Raw genomic sequence first — 25,080 nt, forward strand, 5'->3', positions numbered from 1 at the left:
TGAGAAATAGAGGCTATGGCCTCTTTTTCTTGCGCAATAAAAAATCCTGTTAACAGGATATCATATAGATAAACCATCAACAGGAAAAATTATAGAGCCATTAAAAAAGGCTCAGCTTTAAGCTGAGCCTTTTTGCGTTAGTTAATCGCTAAAAGTAAATAGGTCTGAATTAATTCGTTAGTTTGAGTGAAAACATTTCACACTGCAGGATTATAATTTATACTTGATTATTAATTAATAATTAGTATAATTTTAGATATAGGAGGGATAGAAATGAAATTTGAAAGAATTATTTCAGTAATGGCTGTTATCGTGATTACCTCAACGATTGCTCCCATTTCAACAGTTTTCCTCCCACAGAAGCCATGCCCGTAGATCAACCAAGGATAAGCACACCAAGAGAAGACCGGGTAGAATTAACGAAAAGAAAAAAATTAAGTCCTCTTGGAACGGGGATCATCATCGTCATTAATCAATTTAAGGTAAGAAAAATGAACAAAATAACAACACTCAGGCTTAATGCCGATAGTTCAGATGAATACTATGTTGGTATTAAGATCAAACAAATAAACGATTGGCTCTTGTTTGAACCCATAAACAGCGATAATTACTGGGACGGGGTGATTTGGATGAGGATTGACCAAGTACAAGAGTTCAACGACAAAAAGATAAGTGAATCCCACCTAAAAAATTTAGCCGATCCTTTTAATAAGCGTGCTATGAACAGTAGGTTAATAAACGAATTAAGCTTGGATTCCTTTGTTGGTCATGTGATCACGGTTCAAACATCAGATGGCAAGGAAATAACCGGACGTCTGGAAAATGTTGCAAAATCCGCTCTTTTTATTAGTGAATTTGTTAATATTTATCAGCGTGAAGAACGTGCAATTTCGGTTAATCTCCAGGACATCATCATGGTTATTCCAGCTGAAATTGAAAATGATTTGTTGAATAAATGGTATAAAGCAACTAATCTGCCTAAAAGCAATTTAGTGGAAATTTATTTACACGGTCAACCTCAAGAAGAGTTCTTCTTAGGACAAATACTTGCTGAAAATGATCATAGTTTATTGCTTGCCAGCATTACGGATACCGGCGTCTTTGATGATTTAGTAGTATTTAAAAAGGCTGATTGCGATAAGATCATCAAAGACGATCCTAAACTGCCTTATTACCAATTTATGCTAAATGCACATTTGGAAAACAAAAGCGCAGATCCTCAACATTTACTAGATCGAGAAGTGAAATTGCAAGCAGCTAAGGATATGCTTGCCCAAAAAGAGCCAGGTAGTTCTATTCAAATAATAACTAAAAGCCAGCCAGATTATATCTTTGGCAATTTGGAAGGCAAAGATGATACGGGTATTGTGGTCGATGGAAAACACTATGAATACTCAGATCTACTAGCCTTTAACGTTTAACGGCATTAAGGCACGGATATAAAAAATATTGGCGTACATAAAAAAGGCTCAGCTTTAAGCTGAGCCTTTTTGCGTTAGTTAATAGCCACCAGTAAATAATGGGATGATAGCTACAACAATAGCTGCCAAAGTAATAAAGGCCATTAAAATGACCATGGCATTTTCAATCTTTTGATATTTCGAGCGATGCTTTTTTCTGCGTGCCATTGGATAACCTCCCTTATCCTTTTAATTTTATCCTGATAGAAGGTTTTTTTCAATCGTGAAACAAGATAGAATACAAGATGGAGGAAATTACAAATGTTAGCGATTATTTTGATTCCAGTTGCGGGTTTAGTGGCTGGTTGGCTAGTTGGTCACATGTTTCCTAAAGCACAATTTTCCGGATGGGATGTTTTGCCGTTCTTTTTTGTGCCCGCCTGTGGGCTGATCACTATTTATAATAAAAAGCCTTCTTTTTTACCGTATGGCTTTTTAACCTTTTTTATTCTGGTACTTTTGGTGGTTATCAGAATTGCAATTCGTGAAAAGAATATGGCTGTGGGGAAAACCTTTCACTTGTTATGGCAATATTTAACCATGTGCAGCTGCTTGTGGTATGTTTGTCTGTTAGTAACCTTGGTCTAAAATCCCCACCTTGCTACCACTTTTTATAAAACGCCTGAAAGCTTGATTTTCGGGCGTTTTTTTCGTCTGTTTATTTCAATAAGCTAACAATTATAAAAAGTTTTGACCAATTTGTGACATTGTGTGGTATGGAGTGGTGAATTGTGGTAAATTAATTGTGTGGAAGGAGGGCTATACCATGTTCATGGGAGAATACCAGCACAATTTGGATGCCAAAGGCCGGTTAATTATTCCGGCTAAATTGCGTGACCAAATTGGTGAAAAGATGGTATTTACTCGTGGTATGGAAGGCTGCATTTTTGGCTACACCGTTGAGGAGTGGCAAAAAATTGAAGCCAAGCTCGCAAAACTTCCACTTACTAAAAGAAATGCTCGTAAGTTTACGCGGATGTTTTATTCAGGTGCAATGGAAGCCGAGTTTGATAAGCAGGGACGTGTGAACCTGACCACTACATTGAAAGAGCATGCCGGACTGATTAAAGAATGCGTCATCGTAGGGGTTGCAGATCGAATTGAGATTTGGGCTAAAGAACGCTGGGATGATTTCGAAAATGATGCCAGTGATGACTATGATGAAATTGCAGAAGATTTGGACGACATTGAACTATGACTTTCAAACATAAAAGCGTACTCTTACATGAAACTATTGATAATTTGAATCCAACCGATGGCGGTCTTTATGTGGATGCAACATTTGGCGGCGGCGGACATGCTAAATATCTTTTGAGCAAGTTGCAACGAGGAACGGTAATTGGTTTTGATCAGGATGAATATGCAATTGAATCTGCCAAGTCAACCTTTGCGGATTTGATGCAGCCAACTAGTGACCCGAAGCTGATCATGGTGCATGCTAATTTCTCCCATTTGGCAGAGAACTTGGTTAAGCTGGGCTTTACCGATGGCATAGATGGTATTTACTATGACCTGGGGGTCTCTTCTCCTCAATTTGATCAAGCCGATCGCGGTTTTTCCTATCGTTATAATGCTCGCTTGGATATGCGCATGGATCAAAGTCAACCAATTGATGCATATACCTTAGTTAATACTTTAAGCCAAAAGGAATTAGCTGATCTCCTTTATCAATATGGCGATGAAAAATTTTCTCGCCAAATTGCCAGACTGATCGTAGAAAGACGGCAATCGGCACCGATTACAACTACCTTTGAATTGGTTGATGTAATCAAAGCGGCAATTCCGGCCAGAGCCAGGAGAACTGGTGGTCACCCAGCAAAGAAGAGTTTTCAAGCTTTAAGGGTAGCAGTTAACCATGAGCTTGACGTTTTGCAAACTTCTTTGGAGGAGGCTATCAAAGTCCTGAAGCCGGGAGGGAGAATTAGCGTTATTACCTTCCAATCTCACGAAGATAAGATCGTCAAACGGATTTTTAAGAAGTATTCTGAGGTTGAAGTTCCTCGAGGCATGCCGGTGATTCCAGCAGATCTAAAACCAACCTTAAAGCTGGTAAACCGGAAGCCAATTGTGGCTTCAGCAGCAGAATTAGCAGAGAACAACCGCTCACATAGTGCAAAATTGCGGGTTGCAGAAAAATTATAGAGGAAGATAATATGGCTGATACTTCAGCAAGAAGACTTGATTTAGACCCAGAGAAAAATACCGAGGGTGTCAAACAAACCACAAGCATAAGTACCAAAAGGGTAGTCCGTTTTAGTCCATTTGAAAAAGCTATTGTGCTGATGGGCAGCGTGACCTGTTTAGTGCTTGCAACTTTGTGCGTAACCTCCAGTAATTCCGCAACTTCGACTCAAAGTGAATTAACCAATGTCCAACAGAAGATCACGAAGCAGCAGAATAAGGTTACTGATCTGGAACGCCAAATTGGTGAATTGACATCTAGTTCTAGATTGAACAAGATTGCCAAACAAAAGGGACTAAAGTTAATAGAAAAAAACATTAGGACGATTCGCTAATGAAGAAACAGAGTAATTCAACAAAGAATACAGCCAAAGCCCACAGCTACCGTTTTACGGTGGGGAGAATTCTCCAGATAATTGTGGCTTTGGTTTTTCTTGTATTTATAGGACGCTTTATTTATTTAGGCCTCTCTAAGACAGTTAATGGGGTAGATTTGAGCAAGCGGACTAAGTCGTTATATTCGACTAGTGAGACCTTAACTGCAAGCAGAGGGACAATTTACGATCGAAGTGGTTCGGTTGTTGCCGAAGATACAAATTTGTATACGATCTATGCAATTTTAGACAAATCGTCCATAAATTATAAAAATAAACCTGAATACGTCGTTGATAAAGAAAAAACAGCTGAAAAGCTTTCGACTGTTCTGTCTTTGTCAAAGAAGCAAATTCTCAAATATTTAAGCAAGAAGAACGTTTATCAAGTTCAATTTGGAACGGCTGGCTCTAATTTAACTTTGGATCAAAAGAAAAAGATTCAAAAAATGAATTTGCCGGGAATTAAGTTTACTGAAACGCCATCTCGGCTATATCCTAATGGTGTCTTTGCTTCAAATTTAGTTGGCTTGACTTCAACGCAATCCGATAAAAAGACCGGGGACCAGAGCTTGGTTGGCGTCATGGGAATTGAAGCTTACTTCAACAACGAGCTAACTGGTAAAGATGGTTATAAGATTACCAGTGCCAGCTCTACTTCAAGTAAGAATAACGTTTATAAACCAGCCCAAAATGGTAATAACGTTTATTTAACGCTTGATTCTCAGCTCCAAAGCTTTTTGGAAACCCAAATGAGTGCCATTAAATCGAAGTACCAGCCGAAGAAACTCACGGCTGTGGTTGAGGATATGAAGACCGGACAAATTTTGGCAGCTAGCCAGCGGCCAACTTTCAACGCTCAAACGCGTAAGGGCCTTTCAAATTCATATCGGGATGTCTTAACGCAAGATTCCTACGAACCTGGCTCAGTCTTTAAGATTTTAACCTTGTCAGCCGCCATTGAAACTGGCAACTATCAACCAAATAGCTACTACCGTTCTGGTTCGTTAACTTTGGGCGGATCGACGATTCACGACTGGAATAATTCTGGTTGGGGTTCGATTCCATTCTGGCAAGCCTTTCCGCGGTCAAGTAATGTTGGTTTTGCATTATTGGAACGCAAGATCGGAGCCAAAAAATGGAAGGAGTATTTAAAGAAATACCATATTGGTCAAAAATCAGGCATTACGCTTCCAGGAGAGCAAGCTGGTTCGATTTCCTTTAGTGGAAGCTTAGACCAAGCCGTAACTTCATTTGGCCAAGGGGTAAACGTCAATGTTTGGCAAATGATGCAGGCCTTTAGTACCCTAGGCAACAATGGTCAAATGGTTAAACCACAGCTAGTGAAGAAAATAACCGATGCTGATGGTAAAACCGTGAAATCATACCAAGTCCAAAAAGTCGGCAGTCAAATTTATTCAGCTGCTACTCGTAAAACGATCGTGCAAGAAATGAAGCGAGTTATGAATGCCAATTATGGTACTGGTCATGCTTATAAGATTTCTGGCTTAGATATCGGCGTTAAAACTGGTACTGCTCAAATTGCCTCGAAAAATGGCGGTTACCTATCAGGAGACAAGAATTATATTTTCTCAGTAGTCGGGATCTACCCAACCAAGAATCCTCGATACTGTGTGTACATTACCATGCAGCAACCTAAGTATCTGGGTAAGGGTGCGGAAGTAATTTTATCTTCAATTTTTAAACCTTTGATGAAACGTGTGGCTTTATATGCTCAAAATCAGTCAAGTGATGTTAAAGTAGTTAAAGTACCAAGTTTAACTGGTAAAACCATTAGTAAAGCAAAAGCCGAAGCTTCAGCTAGCGGCATCGAGCTGGAAGTATTGGGCTCAGGCAAAAAAGTGATTGCCCAAGGATTAAGTTCTGGAGAAACCCTAATAAAAGGCAACAAGTTGTTGGTAAATACCGGCGGAACGCTTACCATGCCGGATATGACCGGTTGGACCAGCAATTATCTTGAGGAATTTACCAAACTAACTGGGATCAAGATTAGCCAATCCGGCTCAGGCACCGTAAGTTCGCAATCGCTTAAAGCTGGCAGCAGCTTGAAATCAGCTAAAACGATCAAAATCAAGTTAAAGGAGTAAAGCACAATGCTTGCAAGCATTATCGCATTAGTTAGTTCATTAGTGATCACAGCCATCTTCCTTCCTTGGCTCATCATGTACATGCATGCTAAAAAAGAAGGACAAGAAATTCGAGATGAAGGTCCTAAATGGCACCAGAAAAAGAGTGGGACACCCACAATGGGAGGAACCATCTTTGTCTTGGCAGCCGCTATTTCCACGATCTGGGTTAGCCTTTGGCAGCACAGTCTGGTAAAAGTTAGTTGGATTTTGCTTTTAAGCTTATTAGGCTATGGGCTAATCGGCTTCTTTGACGATGGGATCAAGCTGCGGTTTAAACGTAATCTAGGCTTGCGGGCTTGGCAAAAATTAGCCTTGCAGATTGTAATTGCTATTGTAATAGTTTTGATAGCTGCGAGTGACCGGTTCAAGTTCAGTTTGCCGATACCTTTTATTGGAGAATTAACTGGAATTGCGATTTTTGTCCTATTTTTGATTTTCTGGCTAGTTGGCTATTCAAACGCGGTCAATCTATCAGATGGTCTAGATGGGCTGGCAACTGGACTTTCAATTATTGCTTATGGCACCTACGCTTATTTAGCTTATAAGCAGCATGATGAAGCAGTTTTAATTTTCTGCATGAGTGTCATTGGTGGTTTAATCGCCTTCTTTATTTTTAACCATAAGCCAGCTAAAATCTTTATGGGTGACGCCGGCTCCTTGGCTCTAGGCGGTGGCTTGGCCAGTGTTTCGATTTTCCTGCATCGCCCATGGTCCTTATTGTTGATTGGGATTGTTTTTGTTTGTGAAACTGCTAGTGTCATGCTGCAAGTAGCATCTTTTCAAACGACCGGTAAAAGAATTTTCAAAATGACGCCAATCCATCACCATTTTGAAATGCTTGGCTGGAGTGAATGGAAAGTTGATATTGTATTTTGGCTAGTTGGTTTAGTAGGTAGTTTAATTTATTTAGGAATTTGGGGTTAACCATAATTTACAATGAAGTATATCGATACTTATAAGGGTAAAAATGTATTAGTTTTAGGTTTAGGCAAGAGTGGCTATGCGGTAAGCAAATTGTTGTTAAAGCTTGGCGCACGCATTACGCTCAATGACAAATCAGATTTGGCGCACAATGAACAGGCCAAGGATTTGGCAGAACAAGGCGTACGAGTGATTGGGGGACATCACCCAGTAGAGCTTTTATCCCAGGAACACTTTGATTATTTTGTAAAAAATCCTGGTATTCCATACGAAAACCCAATGGTAGCAAAAGCCCAAGAGTTAGGACTTCCCATCATCACCGAACCAGAAATTGCTTTAAGCTGCAGCGAGGCACCATATATTTGTGTGACAGGTTCAAATGGCAAGACCACTACAGTGATGTTGACCCAACAAATTTTGGATCATCATTTAGCTAAAACTGGCCATCACGCTTATGCTGTGGGCAATATCGGAACTCCAATTTCGTCAGTGGTAACCAAGGCTACAAAAGATGATATCTTAGTGGTGGAAATTTCCAGTTTCCAATTATTGGGCGTCACTGATATCAATCCTAAAGCTGCGGCAATTGTTGATATTTACCCAAATGTGCATTTGGACTATCACAAAACTTTCGAGAACTATGTTCAGGCTAAGTTAAATGTGACCAGATTCCAAACTCCTGATGATTACTTCATTGCTAATTACGATCAAAAAGAAATTTTGGCCAAAGAGCAAGCTTTAACTAAGGCGCAAATACAAACATTTTCTGAAACTGATCCAGCTGCTGATTACTATATTGGTGAAGATGCCTTAATGTATCACGATCAAAAAATCATGCCGCTGGATGAGATTAAACTGCCTGGTATTCATAACCAACAAAATTGTTTAGTTGCAATTTCGCTGGCACGTTTGTTTGGTGCAGAAAACGATGACATAACGGCAATCTTGAGCAGTTTTGGAGGCGCCAAGCACCGCTTACAATATGTCGGAACAATCGATGAGCGAAAGTTTTATAATGATTCTAAATCGACCAATATTGAAGCAGCGAGCGTTGCTCTTCCATCATTCAAAGCCCCTGAGGTATGGATTGCCGGAGGATTAGATCGCGGGTTTGTCTTTGATGATTTAGTTGAGTTGATTAAAGAGCATGTAAAAGCAGCTGTCTTGTATGGCGAAAGCCGCTACCTTTTGGCCGATGCTTGCCGTAAGGCGGGAGTAAAGCAAATTGTTATTGTAGATACGCTGATGGAAGCAGTTCCTAATGCTTGGCGATTGTCTAACGCAGGTGATGTTATTCTGTTCTCACCAGCTTGTGCTTCTTGGGATCAATTCCGGACTTTTGAAGAACGTGGCGACTACTTTGTTAAATTTATAAAAGAATTGAAGACGAAATAAAATGAGAGTTATTTTTACAGGTGGCGGTACAGGTGGCCACATTTACCCAATCATGGCGATTATTGAGCGATTAGAAGAGCGCGGAATTGCCAATAAAGATGAAATACTGTTTGTTGGTACTGAAAAGGGACTGGAAAGCAAGATTGTTCCAGCTGCCGGGGTTAATTTTACAACCATCAAGATTCAAGGCTTTAACCGGAAAAATCCCCTGAAAAATTTTGAAACCATTGAATTGTTCTTGAAGGCAACCAAGCGTGCCAAGGAAATTATCAAGGACTTCAAACCGGACTTGGTTTTGGGTACAGGTGGTTATGTCAGCGGAGCAGTTGTTTATGAAGCTGCTAAAATGCACATTCCAACAATGATCCATGAATCTAACAGTGTGGTTGGTTTAGCCAATAAGTTTTTGGGTCACTATGTTGATCGAATTTGCTATACTTTTGAGGATGCTGCTAAACAATTTGGCGAAAAGAAAAAGTTGGTGAAGACAGGAAATCCCCGCTCCCAACAAGTCTTAAATTTAAACTTGGAACCATTTGATCTGACTCAGTGGGGCTTTGAAACTGATGTTCCAACTGTTTTGGTGTTTGGCGGCTCGCGCGGTGCTCTAGCAATAAACCGGGTGATGTTAAAGTCATTAAAGGAACTGGAAAACAAGCCTTATCAAATTGTGTGGGCAACCGGTACCTACTACTATGATGCCATTGATAAAAAGTTGGCCGATCACCATTTAGGCGAAAATATTAAGATTTTGCCATATATTGAAAATATGCCAGCCTTGCTTCCTGAAATGACTTGCGTGGTTGCTCGTTCTGGAGCAACTAGTTTAGCCGAATTTACGGCTTTGGGGGTACCCGCAATCTTAATCCCTAGTCCTAACGTAACGCACAACCATCAGCTTAAAAATGCGCAGGACATGGAAGCGCGCGGAGCGGCAATTGTGATCCCGGAAGATGATCTGAATCCAAACAGTTTTGTGTCATCGATTGACCATTTGCTGCTTGATCAAAAAGCCGCACAAGCAATGAGCGCAGCTTCAAAGCAAATGGGCGTTCCCGATTCATCGGATCAAATTATTAAAGTGATGGATGAATTAGTACACGGTTAACCTACAAGGAGGTGAGGCAGGTGCCCAAAAAAGGTGTAACCAAAAAAGATCCCCGCAAAGAGCTTTCGCCATATTTAAATCACCAAGAGCAGGTGAAGAACCGCGGAAAACAGAAAAAAGTGTCTGCCTCGCTGACAAATTTACAGGCTGAACGGCGCAGGTCGCTGCGGCGACGAATGAGCATCTTTGTAATTATCGCCATAATCATGATTCTAGCTTTGGGCTATTATATTTCACCATTAGCTAATATTGCTGATATTGAAGTTAGCGGCGCTAGTGACCTGTCACCGACGCAAATCGCCAAAAAATCTGGAATTCAGGCTGATGATAAAGTAATAAGTCAATTGTTTAATCAAAATGAAATCAGCGAGCGAGTTAAAAAAGCGTATCCTGAAATTAAGAGTGTGAAAGTAGCTGTCAAAGAAATTAATCATGTCGTTTTAAAGGTGAGCGAACGTGAAACAGTCGGCTATGTGAAAACTGGTTCCAGTTATCGGAAGTTGCTAACGAATGGTCGTTTAGGCAAACAGCACTTGAAATGGGATGTGGTTGACCACGATAAGCCACTCTATCTTGGCTTTTCCAAACGCAGTGTTTTGGATCGGAATTTTAAGCTTTTCCAAGCATTGCCTGCAAGTTTTAGAAGTCAAGTAAAATTGATTTCAGGAAATACTAAGAGGTCAACTCAAGTAATTTATATCATGAAAGACGGCAATGTCGTCATTGGCAATATAGATACTTTTAAACAAAAGGTTCATTATTATGACGCTATTAGAGCTAAGGCTGATAAACATAGTTTGATTGATATGGAAATTGGCGCTTTTAGTCGCAAATTAACCAGTAAAGAAAGAAAAATGTATGGCGTTTAATGAAAAATTGATGGACTTAAAGCAATTCGTTGATAGGCTGAAGATGGGGGCTTAATCTTGGAAAACTCAAATTTATTGGTTGGTCTGGATATTGGGACCACAAGCATTAAAGCAGTTGTTGCTGATAACGGCCGCGTAATCGGAGCGGTAGCCACCCCGAATACCGGGATGCGACACGGACATATTGTTGATATTGATGAAACCGCAGCTTCGATAAAACGGGCCCTAACTGATATTTCTGAAAAAACAGGCACTACTATTCATCGCGTGGTTACAGGCTTACCGGTGGGAATGCTGCAGCTGGAGCCGGCCGCTGGCTTGACCACGATAGATGAAAATGGTCGAGAAGTAAATAATAATGATGTTAAGCGGGTTTTGCAAGCTGCGATCAAATCGGCAATCAAAGATGGGCGCGAGCCAATTTCGTATTTGCCAAGTCGGTTTATCATCGATGGCAAAACCAATGTCGACGATCCCCGAAAAATGATTGCTCATTCATTGGCAGTCAATGGGATCTTGTTAACCGCACCAAGTGGTGACTTGCATAATTTAAATAAGGCGATTGAACGCGCAAATTACTACAATAACTTCTTTGTGCCTACTCCTTTAGCAATTGCCAGCGTTGCGCTGGATGAGGGAGAACGAACCTTTGGCGCAATCATTTTGGACTTTGGTGGCGGCGTGACAAGTGCAACCGTAATTCATCAAGGTCAAATTAAATACGCCAAAGTAGATCTCGAAGGTGGCAGCGATATTACCAATGATATTTCGGTCGTTTTGTCAACTTCGAAAAAAGAAGCCGAGCAAATCAAGATCGATTACGGTTATGCCGATCCCCGACTTGCTTCTGAACAAGCAAAGTTTGCGGTAAGAAGCGTCGGAGCTACCCAGCAGCAAATGATTGATGAAAAATATCTCAGTGAAATTATTAATGCGCGGGTTAACCAAATCATTAATCGAATTGGCGGCGGCTTAGTTAAGCATGATACTTTAAAACTGCCCGGTGGCATTATTATCACGGGTGGTACCAGCTTGCTCCAAGGAATAGATTCTTTGGTAAGTCAAAAGCTTAATGTTAAAACCAAGCTCTATCAACCGGATCAATTGGGTATTCGGAACCCAGCATATACTGCAGGGTATGGGATTGTTAAGTATGCTTACAACATGTCAGAAATTGACTATTTGGTGGAAAATGTCATTTACGGGAGTCAAGCTGTTCCAGATCTTCCTGAAAGCAAGCCAAAAAAGGAAAGAAACGCAAAAAGACAGCCTACACCTAGTGAAACTATTGTCAAAGAAGATTATAATGTAAGTAATACGCCAAGAAGTGATGAATCTTCAGAAGCTGAGCAGACAAATAAGAAAGAAAAGAAAGAACCAGGAAGCTTTACCAGTTTCTTTAAAAAGTTCTTTGATTAAAGGTGGTTAATTTAGATGGATTTTACGTTCGATTCAGATGACAACAAGAATGCTGTTATAAAAGTTATCGGTGTTGGTGGCGCCGGTGGTAACGCTGTTAACCGAATGATTGATGATGGAGTTCAAGGAGTTTCCTTCATTGCAGCTAATACAGATGTACAAGCATTAAATAGCAATAAAGCTGAGAATAAGATCCAACTTGGGCCAAAGTTGACCAGAGGGTTAGGCGCAGGTTCACATCCTGAAGTTGGACAAAAAGCAGCCGAAGAAAGCGAACAAACAATCGAGGATGCCTTAAAGGGCGCAGATATGATCTTTATCACAGCTGGTATGGGTGGTGGCACCGGTACTGGTGCTGCTCCAGTGGTAGCTAAGATTGCCCGGGAAACTGGTGCTTTGACCGTTGGGGTAGTTACTCGTCCTTTTAGCTTTGAAGGCCCGCGTCGATCAAAGAACGCCAGTGATGGGATTGCTCAACTGAAAGAATATGTTGATACGTTGGTTATCATTGCCAACAACCGTCTTTTGGAAATGGTCGACAAAAAGACCCCAATGATGGATGCCTTCAAGGAAGCCGATAATGTTTTGAAACAAGGTGTTCAAGGTATTTCTGACTTGATTACTTCAACTGACTACGTGAACTTGGACTTTGCCGATGTTAAGACGGTTATGGAAAATCAAGGGGCAGCCCTGATGGGAATTGGCCGTGCTAGCGGCGAAAACCGGACAGTTGAGGCAACCAAGCTGGCAATTAGCTCACCATTATTGGAAGTCTCGATTGATGGTGCTAAGCAAGTCCTGTTGAACATTACAGGTGGCCCAGACTTAACTTTATTTGAAGCGCAAGATGCGTCCGAAATTGTTTCTAAAGCAGCCGGTGACGATGTTAACATTATTTTCGGTACTTCTATTAATCCTAACCTTGGTGATGAAGTCGTGGTTACGGTCATTGCTACGGGGATTGATTCTGAAGTTGAAGCAGAAGCATCAAAGCAATTGCCAGGTCGGAGTCACCAAGTTAAGGCTAAGCCGGCTCCTGAAGTTAAGCCTAATTCAACGGCTTCAGTCCAACCTGCACCAAGTCAAGCGGTTCAACCCCAAGCTCAACCTGAACCAGTTAAGCCTGCTGAACCTAACAAACCGAAGAAACAAGAGACAATGGTCGACCCAACGAGTGTTTGGGGTTTAAATGATGGTGGAAATAAGCGTCGGAACGAAAATAATCAAACTGATGACTTAAATTCATTTACCAACGACGATAACAGCAACATCTCACAAATTGAAACAAGCCTGCAAGAAGATGACGATAACGATTCAATTCCGTTCTTCAAGCACCGTGGTGAAAACTAAGGAGGATTATAGATGGTTCTAGAAAAATTAAACCACTTCTTTGGATTAAATGAAGAAGAAGAAGATACTGAAAACCAAGCGTACACAAATGAAGACAACGTAACAACTGAAATCCCTCAAAACAAAGGAAATCTGCACCGGGACAATGTTGTTTCATTGCAAGATCACGTTCAACCGCAAAAGAGTCAAATCCTTTTGTATGAACCACGGGTATTTTCCGATGCCAAGGACGTTGCCCAAAACTTATTGTCAGGCAAGGCAGTCATTGTCAACTTTAGTCGGATGGAAGATGAACCTTCACGTCGCGTTGTTGATTTTGTGACAGGAACTGTCTATGCCCTTGGAGGTAAAATTCAACGGGTTGGGGACAAGATCTTCTTGGCGACGCCACCTAAGTTTGAAACTGATGGTAAGATTACTGACATGCTAGATAAGAAAGATCAACTTGGTTAATGGTTAATTTCTTGCACCTGTTATATGAGGTAATAAATTGGGCCTTTTGGGCATATAGTCTTTTGATCGTGATCAATTCAATTATGAGTTGGGCCCCTTTCTTATACAACTCTAAGCTTGGTCAAATTATAGCCCGAGTTGTTGAGCCGTTTTTGAATATATTTCGAATTGGCCCCTTAGAACGTTTAACGGCTTTTACCGGCTTGGATATTAGTCCCATTATTGCCTTGTTTATCTTGTACTTTATTCAAAGATTATTTAGTGATTTGCTGTTGAGATTGATTTTGAGGTATTAATGCAAAAAAGACAAGCCAGCAGCTTTTACCCACATTTTGAACAAGCAGAAAGACCGACAATTGATTATTTTGTCGGTCTTTTTAATCGGTTAATGTTTCAACAGGAACCGATTTTGACTGATTTTCTAAACCCTCGAGAGCGTTCGATTCTGCAAACCGTAGTTGGTGGGGAAGCGTTCTTGGATGAATTTGGCGGGTTTAAGCAAGCAGAAAGAAAACGCGTTTGGTTAACAAGTGAATGGACTAGCCACCAATTTGATGAATTTGAGGTAGCACCATTTGAAATAAAATATCCTAGCAAATTTGCCCAGTTAAGCCATGGTGCCATTATGGGAACTTTGGCAAATGCAGGCATCGAGTTAAAATCGTTTGGCGATATTATCACGGATGGCAAGGGTCGTTGGCAATTTTTTGCTAAGGCGGAATTGACTGACTTTTTTCTTGATGAAATTCAGCGCATTGGATCGACTAAGGTGAAGTTGAATTTGATCGACTGGAAAGAAGTCTTAACTCCTGAGGATGAAAGTGTTGAAGATACCATTGTCGCAGCTAGCATGCGCGTTGACGCGATTTTAGCAGCAGCTAGCAAACATAGCCGCAAACAAATCCAAGAAGATGTAAATAGTCAACTTGTAAAATTAAATTGGCATAACTTAGCAGAGTCTAATATAATAGTCAATATAGGTGATGTCATAAGTTTGCGCCATTTTGGAAGGGTGCAAGTGATGTCAGTTGCAACAACAAAAAAAGGTAAATTTAAGGTGGTGTTGAAACTTTGGCGAACAAAAGGGCACAAACGCAAAATCGGGTAACGCCGATGGAAATCCATAATAAGGAATTCAAACATCGTGGGCCAAAAGGGTATGACGCATACGAAGTTGATAGTTTTTTAGACGACATTATTGACGATTATGGCGATACGCTGGATGAAAATGTTGATCTAAAAAATGAAAATTACAGTCTTAAACAGAAGCTTGAGGAAGCCAATAGTGAAAAAACTAAGTTGACCTCACAGTTAGCTGATTTGCAAAAGCAAAACGAAACCTTGGCAACTAAAGAGCACAAGGCTGAGATCGAAAAAGCCGAGTTAGACCGGGAAAGTCAAGCGATCCTTGACCAAGCTCGAGATGAGGCAGCTAAGATCGTCAGTCAAGCTAAGCAAACAGCGGAAAGTGAAAACTCAGCCAAACAGCAAGAGGTTTTCGAATTAGACGCTGCTTACCAAAGACTTAAGCAAGAGTTTGCTGAATATCGCGAAAAAGCCAAGAAAATGTTGGAACAACAGTTGGTAATTTTGAATGATGCAAATTTAGACAAACCAGTTGCTGAAACAAAACCAGCTGATCTTTCTGCAAAGAAAGTTGACAGTTTACCACATAATGACGTAAACTCTAACCAGGTTAATGCAAAAGCATCGACTAAAACTAGTTTGGAAAAGCCAACTGATACGGTTAAATCGGCAAAACTTGAGGATCCAAGCAATGTCACGATTGTTTTTCCAGACGACTATAAAGATAATTAATAGACCGACAGTAAAACCTAGGGCGATCGCAGCGAGTTGGTGATGGTGGAAGACCAATAGAAGTGCCCAGATGGTTGATCAGCTGTTATTAAAAGTCTAACGGCCTGACTATCCGTTACATAGTCGTTAAGTGGAGCAACAGCTCAATTTAGGTGGTACCACGATTAACCTCGTCCTAAGCAGGATGGGGGTTTTTGTTTTACATAGAGAGGAAAAAGTATGAAGGTCAAAGATACCTTGAACCTTGGCAAGACCAAGTTTAAAATGCGGGGCAATTTGCCAGTGCGTGAAGCTGAATGGGAAAAAGATTGGCAAGAAAATAAACTGTATGAACAAAGATTGAAGCTGAATGAAGGCCATCCCCGGTTCGATTTGCATGATGGCCCTCCATTTGCCAACGGCAATATCCACATGGGACATGCTTTAAATAAGATTTCCAAAGATATTATTGTCCGTTATAAGGGAATGGCTGGGTTTTATGCTCCTTACGTACCCGGCTGGGATACTCACGGCTTGCCTATTGAACAGCAACTAGCCAAGCAAGGTGTCGACCGCAAGACCATGGATCGGGCAGCATATCGTGAATTATGCCGGCAATATGCCATGGAACAAATTGAAAAACAACGGACTGACTTTAAGCGACTGGGTATTTTAGCTGATTGGGATCATCCTTACATTACCTTGCAGCCTGAATTTGAGGCTGAAGAAATTAGAGTCTTTGGCAAGATGTTTGAAAAAGGCTACATCTACAAGGGCTTGAAGCCAGTGTATTGGTCTCCATCCAGTGAATCCACCTTGGCTGAAGCCGAAGTTGAATACCACGATGTTAAAGCACCGGCGATTTATGTTGCCTTTCCAGTCAAGGATGGTAAAGGGATCCTTGATTCTGACACTTCAATGGTTATTTGGACGACTACGCCTTGGACTATTCCATGCAACGTTGGGATTACCGCAAATCCAAAATTTGACTACTCCTTGGTCAAGGTTAACGATAAAAAGTATCTAATTGGCACGACTCGTTTAAATACGGTTGCTGAAGACTTAGGTTGGGAAAACTATGAAGTCTTAGACCACTTCAAGGGTAGCGATCTTGATCGGATGACGGTAAAGCATCCGTTGTACGACAAGACTAGTTTAGTAATGAATGATACCTATGTAACTGCCGATGACGGTACTGGTTTAGTTCATAACGCAACTGGTTTTGGTGAAGACGACTACAACGTCGGTCGCAAATATGGTATTCCCGTTTATAGTCCAATGGACAATCAAGGACGGTTTACCAAGGAGGTTCCAGATCCGGAATTGGTTGGTATGTTCTATGATGATGCAAATAAAGTTGTCACAAAGAAGTTGGAAGCTGCAGGTGCTCTGCTTAAGCTGAGCTTCTTCACTCACTCATACCCACACGATTGGCGGACCAAGAAGCCAGTTATTTATCGTGCTACTACTCAATGGTTCGCTTCGATTTCTAAGTTCCGCGACCAAATCTTGGCTGAAATTGAAAAGGCAAAATTTGTTCCAGAATGGGGCAAGACGCGGTTATATAACATGATTAAAGACCGTGGCGATTGGGTTATCTCGCGTCAACGTGCTTGGGGCGTACCGCTTCCAATCTTCTATGCTGAAGATGACACGCCGATTGTCACTCCAGAAACGATTGAACATGTTGCGCAAATTTTTGCTAAAGAAGGATCTAACGCTTGGTATACCCATACAGCTACTGAACTATTGCCTGACGGCTTTACCAGTGAACATTCACCAAATGGCAAATTCCGCAAGGAAACCGATATTTTGGATGTTTGGTTTGACTCCGGTTCGTCTCACCAGGCAGTTATGGCACAGCGTCCTGGATTGCATTTCCCTGCCGATCTCTACTTGGAAGGGAGCGACCAATACCGGGGCTGGTTCAACTCAAGCTTAATCACTTCCGTTGCTACTACTGGCAAGGCCCCATATCGTGGTATTTTGTCACAAGGTTTTGTCCTAGATGAAAACGGTCACAAGATGTCCAAGTCACTTGGTAATGTCATTTCTCCAAATGACGTTATTAAGAAAATGGGGGCTGAAATTATTCGTCTTTGGGTAGCTTCAGCTGACACGACCAGTGATGTTGCCGTTTCTCAAGGTATTTTGCAGCAAGGGGCTGAAGCATATCGGAAGATTAGAAATACTTTCCGTTACATGCTTGCCAATACTTCTGATTTTGATCCAGCAAATAATCGAGTTGCTTATGAAGACCTGCGTTCAATTGATCAATATCTGGAAGTGAAGTTAAACGATTTGGTTCAAACTTGTTTAGCAGCTTATGAACGTTACGACTTCACTACGGTTTACAAGGAAGTCTTTAAATTCTTGTCAAATGATCTTTCAGCTTTCTATCTCGACTTTGCTAAGGATGTTTTATACATCGAACAAAAAGATAGTCATGCTCGTCGGTCAATGCAAACGGTAATTTATGATTCAGCTGTTAAATTGGCCAAAATTATGACGCCGATTTTGCCACACACCATGGAAGAAATTTGGAAATTCCTGCAGGAACCAGAAGCATATGCGCAACTTTCAAACATGCCAGAGGTTGTCCAATATGCCAACCATGATGAAGTTTTGGCTGATTGGCAAGACTTCATGAAGATTCGTGACGATGTTTTGAAGGCTTTGGAAGCAGCACGTGACCAAAAGTTGATTGGTAAGTCATTTGAGGCCAGCGTGACCCTCTATCCAGATGACGCGGCTAAGGAAGTTCTTACTAAATTGGATGCTAACTTCCAACAAATTTTGATTGTTTCAAACCTGACCATTTCTGATAGCCCAGCTCCTGCTGCAGCTATGAAACTGAATCATGGAGCTGTCCTGGTTGAAAAAGCAGCTGGGGAAGTTTGTCAACGGTGCCGGATGATCAAAAATGATGTTGGCAGCAATTCTGCTTTGCCGACTTTGTGTGCTCGTTGTGCTAAAATTGTTTCTGAGGACTTCCCTGAAGTTCTAACTGAAGGATTTGACGATTAATGAGAACAGGTACAGTCAAACAATTTGATCAAGGCAGTCCCTTTGGTTTTGTCAAAGATGATCTTAATGGCAAATCATACTTTGTATTTTATAAAGCAATTAAAGAAGAAGGGTATAAGAGCCTTAACGTAGGTGATCGGGTTCGCTATCAGCTAGCCCAAGGAAAGAATGGTTTGCAATGCATTAATGTGTATTTAACCAATTCAAAGGATAAGGACTAATTACTGAATGAACTTAAAAGAAGAAGAACTGTCATCACAGGAAATCTTTCGTGGGAATATTGTCGATCTTGACGTACACACAATAGAATTGCCCAATGGGCAAACTGCGACAAGAGAAGTAGTTGCCCACCGTCCATTTGCAGCAGTTATTGCGATTAATGAGCAAAAGGAAATGCTATTGGTTGAACAATGGCGAGAACCGGTAAAACAACTAACTTTAGAAATTCCTGCAGGCATTATTGATCCAACGGACGCAAGCCCTTTAGATGCGATGAAACGGGAATTAAATGAAGAAGGCGGCTACCGGGCTGATTACTGGGAAGAAATTTGTCAATTTTATACTTCTCCCGGTTTTACGAATGAACTTGGACACATTTTTTATTGTGATACGTTAACCAAACTGGAAGAAAAGCGTTCCCTTGACGAAGATGAATTCTTAAATGCCAAGTGGTACAGCTTAGAGGAATTAAAGGGCCTCATGGCTGAAGGAAAAATCCTTGACGGTAAAACTGTTTATGCAATTACAGTTTGGGAAAACGTGCTTTTAGCCGGGGCAAAGGAAACCCATAATGGTTGAAAAACGTTCCGATTATCGGAAAAAATCACAAAAGAAAAAATGGCAGCGATTAACCAGTGCTTTTGGCGATGATCATGAAAGTGGTAATTCAGCAGTAGACGTAAATCCTGACTTTTTACGTGATGAACCCAAACGTCATGCTGATCATCAGGATTTTAATGATCAGCAATTTGGTGGCGAGACGCGGAAAGAAGAGGCGCGCAATTTTAAAGCAAATCGGCTCAAACGACGCTTAAATTGGGCGATTGGGATTACCCTGGTCTTAATTGTATTGGTTTTATTAGCACTGTTTTATTTATAAAATGAACTGAGGTAGAAATTTGAAGATTGCGATTATTGTCCCAATGGAAATTGAGGCAGCTTATTACCGCAATGCCTTTCACTCAGAAACCAAGGAAATGTTCGGATCAACAGTATTCGAACATTTTTCTGTTAATGGAAATGAAATTTATCTGGGTTTGAGTGGCATTGGAAAAGTTAATGCGGCCATGAATTTGGCTAGCTTGTTGAGTTCAGTCGATATTGATTTGATCCTCATGACTGGATCTGCAGGTAGTTTGAAGAGTGAGGTCAAGCAAGAGGATTTGATTTTGCCAACCGCCTTTGCTTATCATGATGCGCATAATACCAGGGCGGGGGATTATGTGGAAGGACAAATTCCGCAAGAACCTGCACAATATCAATTAAATTCACCAGAAAGAGCTAAATTTGCAGCATACTTGCAAAAAAATCAGGTAAAATTCAAAACTGGTTTGATTGTAACAGGAGATAGTTTTATTGCTTCTGAGGAGCAAAAGGCGGCAATTAAGCAAAACTTCCCTACTGCTGTTGGCGTAGAAATGGAAGGGGCTGCCTTTGCCCAAGTTGCTTACCACTTTAAAAAGCCACTGGTTGCATTGCGGGCAATTAGCGACAATGGAGATGAAGGGGCAGATTTGGACTTTGATGCTTTTGTAAAAAAGGTTGGAGCCAAAGCTGCCAAGCTGATAGTAGGATATATTGAAAATTATGAAGGATGAGATTTATTTAGATAATGCGGCTACCACCCCGATGTCACCGGGGGTAATAGCGACGATTACGGCGGAAATGATCCATGATTATGGCAATGCTTCAGCTACCTACCAAATTGGTCGGACAGCCAGACGAGCCATTGATCAGGCTAGACAGGAAATTGCCAGCTTTATTGGTGCCAAGGAAGATGAAATCATTTTTACCTCTGGAGGCAGCGAAAGCAACAATACCGCGATTTTTGAGACAGCCAAAAGCCGTCAAAATATTGGTAAACATATCATTACAACAGCGATCGAACACCCGAGTGTTTTGAATCCCTTAAAAGAGCTGGAAAACCAAGGCTTTGAGGTAACCTACTTGCCGGTTGATCAAACAGGCCATATCAGCTTAGCCGATTTAAAAGCTGCCTTACGAGACGATACCATTCTGGTTTCAACGATGGCAGTTAACAATGAGGTTGGTACGATCAATCCACTAGCCGAAATTGGGAAAATCGTTCATGAGCAAAGCCCAGCATATTATCATGTCGATGCCGTTCAAGGTTTGGGCAATATTGATCTGGACGTTAAGTCGATGCAGATTGATTTGTTATCGACTAGTGCTCACAAGGTTAATGGACCGAAATTTTTAGGCTTTTTGTATGAAAACTCTGATCTGAAGTTGCCTAGTCTGGTATACGGTGGCGAGCAGGAAAAGAAACGTCGTGCTGGGACGGAGAATGTTCCCGGAATAGCTGGCTTTGGGGTGGCCGTCAAAGAATTGGCGGATAACTCTAGAGCAAGCGAACAAGCAGAGTTTGCCCACTTTCAGCAGATTATTTTGCAAAAACTAGATGATGCCGGCGTTGCTTACAGCATAAATGGCGGAGTGGGTGAAAATGTGTCGCATCACGTTTTAAACTTGTGGCTCCATGGCTTAGAGACCAATATGATGCTGACCAATCTTGACTTAGATGGCTTTGCCGTTTCAGGCGGTTCAGCCTGTACGGCGGGGTCTTTAACCCCATCGCACGTTTTAACGGCCATGTTTGGGGCTGATTCGCCGAGAATTAGAGAGTCGATCCGGATTTCTTTTGGGCGGTATAATACTGATGAGGAAGTTGCAGCCTTTGCGGAAGATTTGGTGCGAATTGCTAAGAAACACCAGGCCCCTACAAAATAGTTGCATTTTTTAACAAAGTTACTTATTATTAATAAGCGAGGATAATTATGGCTAAAGTAGTAAAGATCAATGGCGATAATCGCCAATTCACTTTGAGTGATGAAATTAAGTTGTATGCACTGATCGATGTTGGTTTTCAAAAGACGGTGAAGGGCAATTATACTTATGAGCACCCGTTATATAACGATTCACCTTATGATGCACCAACCAAATTGAAGATGACGATTAACAAAGATCTGAACCACTTAACGATGGTTATCACGGACAGATCCGGATTGCAGAAGGTAAATATTTTTAAGAATAAGCAATTAGCCAAGACTGTTGAATTGTTGAATTACATTCTGAAGGATCTGGAAGAGAAAAAGATTATTGTTGAAAAATAAGGAATGGTTTTATGACAGACAATAGCAAAATCAGAGTAGTAGTTGGGATGAGTGGCGGAGTAGACTCTTCAGTTTCGGCTTGGCTGCTCAAACAACAAGGCTATGATGTTGTCGGCGTCTTCATGAAGAATTGGGATGATACTGATGATTCTGGGGTCTGCACGGCAACGGAGGACTTCGAAGATGTCAAACGGGTCGCAGATAAAATTGGCATCCCATACTATTCAATTAACTTTGAAAAAGAATATTGGCACCGGGTATTTGAATACTTTTTAAGTGAATATAAAAAAGGGCGTACGCCTAACCCTGATATCATGTGCAACACGCAAATTAAGTTTAAGTCATTTTTAGAGTTTGCCATGAATCTTGATGCCGATTATATTGCCATGGGACACTATGCCAAGGTCGTAAAGGATCAAAATGGCCTGGTCCACATGGTGCGTCCAAAGGATGGAAACAAGGATCAAACCTACTTCTTGAGTCAATTGAGTCAAGACCAGATTAAGAAAGTCATTTTCCCTTTGGCTGATTTAACGAAGCCGCAAGTGCGGAAAATTGCCGAAGCAGCAGGTTTGGCAACGGCCAAAAAGAAGGATTCTACTGGGATTTGCTTTATTGGCGAACGTAACTTCAAGAAATTTTTGAGCGAATTTCTGCCTGCCAAAGCTGGCAACATGGTTACTCCTGACGGCAAGGTGGTTGGTCAGCATGCCGGTTTAATGTATTACACCATTGGTCAGCGTTCTGGATTGGGCCTAGGTTCAACCAAGGAATCCACTGATCCCTGGTTTGTCGTGGGTAAGGATTTGGCCAAGAATGAATTAATCGTTGAACAGGGTTATGATTCCCCACGGTTATACGCTACTGGTTTGAAGGCTAGCGACATGTCATTCTTTACCGGTAAGCCGGATCATGACTTTGATTTGAAGTGTACTGCCAAGTTCCGTTACCGCCAGCCAGATGTCGGCGTAACGGTACATTATCATGCAGCTGATAATACCGTCGATGTAGACTTTGACGAACCAGCACGTGCCGTGACTCCAGGACAAGCTCTGGTGCTTTATCGCGGTGAAGAATGCTTAGGTGGGGGCAATATTGACGCTGCCTACCAAGGCGCAAAGGAAATGCAGTTAGTATAAAAAAACGGGCGTTGGCCCGTTTTTATTTTAATTCTTAAGATCTTCGCAAAACACTCGTTTACTAATTTTATGTAAGGTAAAATACGGATATCATCAGGGAAAGGATAGACTGCCATGAATAAAGAAGAGAAATCAGAAAAGGTGGAAAAACGCCAAGAAAATCGCGAAACGAGCAAGCACAAGCAAGAACTTAATGAAAAGTTGATTCGAGCATATTTAAGTCAAATTAATGGTTTTGGCTTTTGGCAGCATAAGCGTTAGAGAGAATAAAGTAAATAAGAGCTAGCATTTTTAATAGTGCTAGCTCTTATTTTTTACCAAAAATATTGGTATAGCTTCAGGAATGAACTTTTTCACAAACTATACTATTTTTAATAACCGTTATATAAAAATAAGGATTCAGGCTAACAGCAAAAAACGCTGTTATAAAAGATTTTCTAGCAGCTCGCTGTAAAAGCGCACTTAAGACAAGCGAAAAGTAATTGCACAAAGTAATTCAAAATGGTATATTCGCAATATAGAAAGAAAGCGTTTGCAAACTTGATTGGATTACATGAGGAGGAATACCATGACCGAAAAATATATCATGGCAATTGATGAAGGAACTACCAGTACGCGGGCAATTATTTTTGACCACCAGGGACAAAAAGTCGCTGATGCCCAAAGGGAGTTTCCGCAATACTTTCCGCAACCAGGTTGGGTAGAACACAACGCAACTGAAATTTGGAATGCAGTATTGTCAACAATTGCGACGACTTTTATTAATTCTGGAATTCAACCCAAGCAAATTGATGGCATCGGCATTACCAATCAGCGTGAAACGACCATTATTTGGGATAAGCAAACCGGTTTGCCAATCTACAATGCGATCGTTTGGCAATCACGCCAAACCAGCGAAATCGCTGACCAACTAATTAAAGATGGCTACAGTGACATGATTCATGAGAAAACGGGCTTGATTATTGATGCCTACTTTTCGGCAACCAAGATTCGCTGGATTCTCGATCACGTGCCTGGAGCCCAAGAACGGGCTGAAAAAGGGGAGTTGCTATTTGGGACCATCAATACTTGGTTAATTTGGAAACTTACCGGCGGAAAAGTCCATGTTACTGACTATACCAACGCTAGTCGGACCATGTTATTTAACATTAATACTTTAGATTGGGATCAAGATATTCTTGATTTGTTACAAATTCCGCGTCAGATCTTACCGGAAGTGAAGCCAAATTCGGAAGTCTATGGACACACCATTGCCTACCACTTTTATGGCAGCAGCGTTCCAATTTCGGGCATGGCTGGTGACCAGCAAGCTGCTTTGTTTGGCCAATTAGCTTTAGAAGAAGGCATGGTTAAGAATACTTATGGCACAGGTTCATTTATTGTGATGAATACTGGGGAAAAGCCGATCATTTCGGCTAATAATTTATTGACCACAATTGGCTATGCCATTGGCGGCAAGATCAATTACGCCTTAGAAGGCTCAGTTTTCGTGGCAGGATCAGCTCTCCAATGGCTGCGGGATAAAATGCATTTATTAGAAACTGCACCCGAATCTGAAGAAGCAGCCTACCATTCAAAAAGTGAAAATGAAGTTTATGTTGTCCCGGCCTTTACGGGTTTAGGGGCGCCATATTGGGATTCTAATGCCCGTGGTGCTGTTTTTGGCTTGACGCGCGGAACTACCGATGATGACTTTATCAAGGCAACCTTGCAGTCTTTAGCATATCAGACTCGCGATGTCGTCGATACGATGGAAAAAGATACAGGTATTAATATTCCAACCTTGCGGGTTGATGGTGGGGCAGCTAAAAATAATTACTTGCTGCAATTCCAAGCCGATATTTTGCAAACACCGGTTGAACGTGCGGCTAACCTTGAAACCACCGCCCTGGGAGCAGCTTTCTTAGCTGGACTAGCAACGGGCTACTGGCGCGACACTGATGAATTGCGGGAATTATTTGCAATTGGGGATCGCTTTACGCCGGTAATGGCAAAAGAGCAAGCCGACCATTTGTATCACGGCTGGCAGAAGGCGGTAGAAGCAACCAGGGTCTTTTCGAAAAAATAAGAATTTAAGAGTAGACTCA

At 41.3% G+C, this 25,080-nt stretch carries 27 protein-coding genes; 26 read left to right on the plus strand and 1 reads right to left on the minus strand.

All coding sequences use genetic code 11. The features are described from left to right. Nucleotides 1-365: 365 nt before the first annotated feature. Complete coding sequence (locus tag KI210_RS08220; protein ID WP_212781403.1) at nucleotides 366-1,421, plus strand: hypothetical protein; 1,056 nt, start codon at nucleotides 366-368, stop codon at nucleotides 1,419-1,421. Between the two features lie 78 nt (nucleotides 1,422-1,499). Here the strand turns inward: KI210_RS08220 and KI210_RS08225 are convergent, their stop codons facing one another. Beyond that, nucleotides 1,500-1,628 (minus strand): DUF4044 domain-containing protein, encoded by a 129-nt coding sequence (locus tag KI210_RS08225; protein ID WP_212781404.1) that lies wholly within the window; start codon nucleotides 1,626-1,628, stop codon nucleotides 1,500-1,502. Between the two features lie 93 nt (nucleotides 1,629-1,721). On the opposite strand from KI210_RS08225, the gene KI210_RS08230 reads away from it, so the two are divergent. The 25 genes from KI210_RS08230 to glpK all read left to right on the plus strand — a co-directional run bounded on the left by KI210_RS08230 (nucleotide 1,722) and on the right by glpK (nucleotide 25,061). After that, nucleotides 1,722-2,048: a DUF3397 family protein gene (locus KI210_RS08230; protein WP_212781405.1), complete on the plus strand. Its 327-nt coding sequence runs from the start codon at nucleotides 1,722-1,724 to the stop codon at nucleotides 2,046-2,048. A 178-nt stretch (nucleotides 2,049-2,226) separates the two neighbouring features. Beyond that, a complete protein-coding gene (mraZ, locus tag KI210_RS08235) occupies nucleotides 2,227-2,658 on the plus strand; it encodes a division/cell wall cluster transcriptional repressor MraZ (RefSeq protein WP_212781406.1) in 432 nt (143 codons plus the stop codon). Further along, on the plus strand, nucleotides 2,655-3,602 hold the full coding sequence (rsmH, locus tag KI210_RS08240; protein ID WP_212781407.1) for a 16S rRNA (cytosine(1402)-N(4))-methyltransferase RsmH: 948 nt from the start codon (nucleotides 2,655-2,657) through the stop codon (nucleotides 3,600-3,602). The genes mraZ and rsmH overlap by 4 nt, the downstream gene beginning before the upstream one ends. Nucleotides 3,603-3,613: 11 nt before the next feature. Beyond that, the gene (ftsL, locus tag KI210_RS08245; RefSeq protein ID WP_212781408.1) at nucleotides 3,614-3,976 is read left to right on the plus strand and encodes a cell division protein FtsL; all 363 of its coding nucleotides are present in this window, start codon (nucleotides 3,614-3,616) and stop codon (nucleotides 3,974-3,976) included. Further along, the gene (locus tag KI210_RS08250) at nucleotides 3,976-6,120 is read left to right on the plus strand and encodes a penicillin-binding transpeptidase domain-containing protein (protein ID WP_212781409.1); all 2,145 of its coding nucleotides are present in this window, start codon (nucleotides 3,976-3,978) and stop codon (nucleotides 6,118-6,120) included. The genes ftsL and KI210_RS08250 overlap by 1 nt, the downstream gene beginning before the upstream one ends. Before the next feature lie 6 nt (nucleotides 6,121-6,126). Beyond that, complete coding sequence (gene mraY, locus KI210_RS08255) at nucleotides 6,127-7,086, plus strand: phospho-N-acetylmuramoyl-pentapeptide-transferase (RefSeq protein WP_212781410.1); 960 nt, start codon at nucleotides 6,127-6,129, stop codon at nucleotides 7,084-7,086. A gap of 12 nt (nucleotides 7,087-7,098) precedes the next feature. Beyond that, on the plus strand, nucleotides 7,099-8,478 hold the full coding sequence (gene murD / locus KI210_RS08260) for a UDP-N-acetylmuramoyl-L-alanine--D-glutamate ligase (protein ID WP_212781411.1): 1,380 nt from the start codon (nucleotides 7,099-7,101) through the stop codon (nucleotides 8,476-8,478). Nucleotide 8,479: 1 nt separating this feature from the next. Next, nucleotides 8,480-9,586: an undecaprenyldiphospho-muramoylpentapeptide beta-N-acetylglucosaminyltransferase gene (murG, locus tag KI210_RS08265; RefSeq protein ID WP_212781412.1), complete on the plus strand. Its 1,107-nt coding sequence runs from the start codon at nucleotides 8,480-8,482 to the stop codon at nucleotides 9,584-9,586. Between the two features lie 20 nt (nucleotides 9,587-9,606). Next, entirely contained in the window at nucleotides 9,607-10,455 is an 849-nt protein-coding gene (locus KI210_RS08270) for a cell division protein FtsQ/DivIB (protein ID WP_212781413.1), read from the plus strand. 57 nt (nucleotides 10,456-10,512) lie between these two features. Then, nucleotides 10,513-11,874, plus strand: a complete 1,362-nt coding sequence (gene ftsA / locus KI210_RS08275; protein ID WP_212781414.1) for a cell division protein FtsA — start codon at nucleotides 10,513-10,515, stop codon at nucleotides 11,872-11,874. Nucleotides 11,875-11,889: 15 nt separating this feature from the next. After that, nucleotides 11,890-13,224 carry a cell division protein FtsZ gene (ftsZ, locus tag KI210_RS08280; protein ID WP_212781415.1) on the plus strand — a complete coding sequence of 445 codons (1,335 nt, stop codon included), beginning with the start codon at nucleotides 11,890-11,892 and terminating at the stop codon, nucleotides 13,222-13,224. Between the two features lie 12 nt (nucleotides 13,225-13,236). Further along, nucleotides 13,237-13,677, plus strand: a complete 441-nt coding sequence (locus tag KI210_RS08285; protein ID WP_212781416.1) for a cell division protein SepF — start codon at nucleotides 13,237-13,239, stop codon at nucleotides 13,675-13,677. Further along, nucleotides 13,677-13,973 carry a YggT family protein gene (locus KI210_RS08290; protein ID WP_212781417.1) on the plus strand — a complete coding sequence of 99 codons (297 nt, stop codon included), beginning with the start codon at nucleotides 13,677-13,679 and terminating at the stop codon, nucleotides 13,971-13,973. Before KI210_RS08285 ends, KI210_RS08290 begins: the two co-directional genes overlap by 1 nt. Next, complete coding sequence (locus KI210_RS08295) at nucleotides 13,973-14,785, plus strand: YlmH family RNA-binding protein (protein ID WP_212781418.1); 813 nt, start codon at nucleotides 13,973-13,975, stop codon at nucleotides 14,783-14,785. The genes KI210_RS08290 and KI210_RS08295 overlap by 1 nt, the downstream gene beginning before the upstream one ends. Nucleotides 14,786-14,790: 5 nt before the next feature. Beyond that, the gene (locus tag KI210_RS08300; protein WP_443093592.1) at nucleotides 14,791-15,495 is read left to right on the plus strand and encodes a DivIVA domain-containing protein; all 705 of its coding nucleotides are present in this window, start codon (nucleotides 14,791-14,793) and stop codon (nucleotides 15,493-15,495) included. Between the two features lie 219 nt (nucleotides 15,496-15,714). Continuing rightward, nucleotides 15,715-18,501 (plus strand): isoleucine--tRNA ligase, encoded by a 2,787-nt coding sequence (gene ileS / locus KI210_RS08305; RefSeq protein ID WP_212781420.1) that lies wholly within the window; start codon nucleotides 15,715-15,717, stop codon nucleotides 18,499-18,501. Beyond that, the gene (locus KI210_RS08310; protein WP_212781421.1) at nucleotides 18,501-18,722 is read left to right on the plus strand and encodes a cold-shock protein; all 222 of its coding nucleotides are present in this window, start codon (nucleotides 18,501-18,503) and stop codon (nucleotides 18,720-18,722) included. Before ileS ends, KI210_RS08310 begins: the two co-directional genes overlap by 1 nt. 7 nt (nucleotides 18,723-18,729) lie before the next feature. Beyond that, on the plus strand, nucleotides 18,730-19,299 hold the full coding sequence (locus KI210_RS08315; protein ID WP_212781422.1) for an NUDIX hydrolase: 570 nt from the start codon (nucleotides 18,730-18,732) through the stop codon (nucleotides 19,297-19,299). After that, the gene (locus tag KI210_RS08320; RefSeq protein ID WP_212781423.1) at nucleotides 19,292-19,600 is read left to right on the plus strand and encodes a hypothetical protein; all 309 of its coding nucleotides are present in this window, start codon (nucleotides 19,292-19,294) and stop codon (nucleotides 19,598-19,600) included. Before KI210_RS08315 ends, KI210_RS08320 begins: the two co-directional genes overlap by 8 nt. Before the next feature lie 19 nt (nucleotides 19,601-19,619). Continuing rightward, nucleotides 19,620-20,318: a 5'-methylthioadenosine/adenosylhomocysteine nucleosidase gene (locus KI210_RS08325; protein ID WP_212781424.1), complete on the plus strand. Its 699-nt coding sequence runs from the start codon at nucleotides 19,620-19,622 to the stop codon at nucleotides 20,316-20,318. Continuing rightward, nucleotides 20,308-21,471 carry a cysteine desulfurase family protein gene (locus tag KI210_RS08330; RefSeq protein WP_212781425.1) on the plus strand — a complete coding sequence of 388 codons (1,164 nt, stop codon included), beginning with the start codon at nucleotides 20,308-20,310 and terminating at the stop codon, nucleotides 21,469-21,471. The genes KI210_RS08325 and KI210_RS08330 overlap by 11 nt, the downstream gene beginning before the upstream one ends. A 47-nt stretch (nucleotides 21,472-21,518) precedes the next feature. Beyond that, nucleotides 21,519-21,854, plus strand: a complete 336-nt coding sequence (locus KI210_RS08335) for a hypothetical protein (protein WP_212781426.1) — start codon at nucleotides 21,519-21,521, stop codon at nucleotides 21,852-21,854. 11 nt (nucleotides 21,855-21,865) lie between these two features. Further along, a complete protein-coding gene (mnmA, locus tag KI210_RS08340) occupies nucleotides 21,866-22,993 on the plus strand; it encodes a tRNA 2-thiouridine(34) synthase MnmA (RefSeq protein ID WP_212781427.1) in 1,128 nt (375 codons plus the stop codon). Nucleotides 22,994-23,107: 114 nt separating this feature from the next. Beyond that, complete coding sequence (locus KI210_RS08345) at nucleotides 23,108-23,254, plus strand: hypothetical protein (protein ID WP_212781428.1); 147 nt, start codon at nucleotides 23,108-23,110, stop codon at nucleotides 23,252-23,254. 307 nt (nucleotides 23,255-23,561) lie between these two features. Then, nucleotides 23,562-25,061, plus strand: coding sequence for a glycerol kinase GlpK (gene glpK, locus KI210_RS08350; RefSeq protein ID WP_212781429.1), 1,500 nt, complete (start codon nucleotides 23,562-23,564; stop codon nucleotides 25,059-25,061). Nucleotides 25,062-25,080: the final 19 nt, after the last annotated feature.

Source organism: Lactobacillus corticis (assembly GCF_018327645.1).
Classification (GTDB): Bacteria; Bacillota; Bacilli; order Lactobacillales; family Lactobacillaceae; genus Lactobacillus; species Lactobacillus corticis.

Bases quoted from the DNA above. Each gene is read 5' to 3' on its own strand.
- KI210_RS08295 (WP_212781418.1), top strand. From the start codon at position 13,973: ATGCAAAAAAGACAAGCCAGCAGCTTTTACCCACATTTTGAACAAGCA.
- KI210_RS08320 (WP_212781423.1), top strand. From the start codon at position 19,292: ATGGTTGAAAAACGTTCCGATTATCGGAAAAAATCACAAAAGAAAAAA.
- ftsL (WP_212781408.1), top strand. From the start codon at position 3,614: ATGGCTGATACTTCAGCAAGAAGACTTGATTTAGACCCAGAGAAAAAT.
- KI210_RS08285 (WP_212781416.1), top strand. From the start codon at position 13,237: ATGGTTCTAGAAAAATTAAACCACTTCTTTGGATTAAATGAAGAAGAA.
- KI210_RS08300 (WP_443093592.1), top strand. From the start codon at position 14,791: ATGGAAATCCATAATAAGGAATTCAAACATCGTGGGCCAAAAGGGTAT.
- KI210_RS08330 (WP_212781425.1), top strand. From the start codon at position 20,308: ATGAAGGATGAGATTTATTTAGATAATGCGGCTACCACCCCGATGTCA.
- mnmA (WP_212781427.1), top strand. From the start codon at position 21,866: ATGACAGACAATAGCAAAATCAGAGTAGTAGTTGGGATGAGTGGCGGA.
- KI210_RS08225 (WP_212781404.1), bottom strand. From the start codon at position 1,628: ATGGCACGCAGAAAAAAGCATCGCTCGAAATATCAAAAGATTGAAAAT.
- KI210_RS08290 (WP_212781417.1), top strand. From the start codon at position 13,677: ATGGTTAATTTCTTGCACCTGTTATATGAGGTAATAAATTGGGCCTTT.
- murG (WP_212781412.1), top strand. From the start codon at position 8,480: ATGAGAGTTATTTTTACAGGTGGCGGTACAGGTGGCCACATTTACCCA.
- mraY (WP_212781410.1), top strand. From the start codon at position 6,127: ATGCTTGCAAGCATTATCGCATTAGTTAGTTCATTAGTGATCACAGCC.
- KI210_RS08250 (WP_212781409.1), top strand. From the start codon at position 3,976: ATGAAGAAACAGAGTAATTCAACAAAGAATACAGCCAAAGCCCACAGC.
- KI210_RS08220 (WP_212781403.1), top strand. From the start codon at position 366: ATGCCCGTAGATCAACCAAGGATAAGCACACCAAGAGAAGACCGGGTA.
- glpK (WP_212781429.1), top strand. From the start codon at position 23,562: ATGACCGAAAAATATATCATGGCAATTGATGAAGGAACTACCAGTACG.
- murD (WP_212781411.1), top strand. From the start codon at position 7,099: ATGAAGTATATCGATACTTATAAGGGTAAAAATGTATTAGTTTTAGGT.
- mraZ (WP_212781406.1), top strand. From the start codon at position 2,227: ATGTTCATGGGAGAATACCAGCACAATTTGGATGCCAAAGGCCGGTTA.
- KI210_RS08335 (WP_212781426.1), top strand. From the start codon at position 21,519: ATGGCTAAAGTAGTAAAGATCAATGGCGATAATCGCCAATTCACTTTG.
- ileS (WP_212781420.1), top strand. From the start codon at position 15,715: ATGAAGGTCAAAGATACCTTGAACCTTGGCAAGACCAAGTTTAAAATG.
- KI210_RS08315 (WP_212781422.1), top strand. From the start codon at position 18,730: ATGAACTTAAAAGAAGAAGAACTGTCATCACAGGAAATCTTTCGTGGG.
- rsmH (WP_212781407.1), top strand. From the start codon at position 2,655: ATGACTTTCAAACATAAAAGCGTACTCTTACATGAAACTATTGATAAT.
- ftsZ (WP_212781415.1), top strand. From the start codon at position 11,890: ATGGATTTTACGTTCGATTCAGATGACAACAAGAATGCTGTTATAAAA.
- KI210_RS08345 (WP_212781428.1), top strand. From the start codon at position 23,108: ATGAATAAAGAAGAGAAATCAGAAAAGGTGGAAAAACGCCAAGAAAAT.
- KI210_RS08230 (WP_212781405.1), top strand. From the start codon at position 1,722: ATGTTAGCGATTATTTTGATTCCAGTTGCGGGTTTAGTGGCTGGTTGG.
- KI210_RS08310 (WP_212781421.1), top strand. From the start codon at position 18,501: ATGAGAACAGGTACAGTCAAACAATTTGATCAAGGCAGTCCCTTTGGT.